This is a genomic window from Neisseria sp. P0001.S005 (genome assembly GCF_051963715.1).
Genome location: NZ_JBQCTZ010000519.1, coordinates 1 through 564 on the forward strand (window position 1 = coordinate 1; position 564 = coordinate 564).

A 564-nucleotide genomic window follows, 5' to 3' on the forward strand; every position below is an offset into this window, starting at 1 on the left:
CTTTAGCACCTTTAGTAGCTTTTACACCTTTCAAGGTAACTGCTTTTGAGATTTCACCAGAAGCAATAACTTTTACACTAGAAGCAGTTACAGGAATCAGACCAGCTTGTTTAAGAACCAAGACATCAATCTCGTTCACAGCAATCAGATTTAATTCACTCAAACGAACTTCAGCATTAGCGGCAGCAGTCAAAGATTTGAAACCACGTTTCGGCAGACGGCGTTGCAAAGGCATTTGACCGCCTTCAAAACCGACCTTGTGGAAGCCACCAGAACGGCTTTTTTGACCTTTATGACCACGACCACCTGTTTTACCCAAGCCGCTACCAATACCGCGGCCTACACGACGACTAGCGTGAGTAGCACCCTCAGCAGGTTGAATAGTATTCAAAAACATATTAAGACTCCACTTTCAACAAGTAGCTGATTTTATTGATCATGCCACGGTTTTCAGGGGTATCCAAAACCTCTACAGTATGTTCACGGCGGCGCAAACCTAAACCACGAGCACATGCACGATGAGATTCAATTGTACCGATCAGGCTCTTAACCAATGTAACTTTA

2 protein-coding genes are annotated in these 564 nt (G+C 44.0%); both read right to left on the minus strand.

Features of this window, described 5'->3' with window-relative positions; all coding sequences use genetic code 11:
• Nucleotides 1-397: 50S ribosomal protein L15 (rplO, locus tag ACTHSP_RS21415; RefSeq protein WP_440346928.1), on the minus strand; the 397-nt coding region annotated here is incomplete at its 3' end.
• 1 nt (nt 398) lies between these two features.
• The coding region (rpmD, locus tag ACTHSP_RS21420) for a 50S ribosomal protein L30 (RefSeq protein WP_440346929.1) at nt 399-564 on the minus strand (166 nt) is incomplete at its 5' end.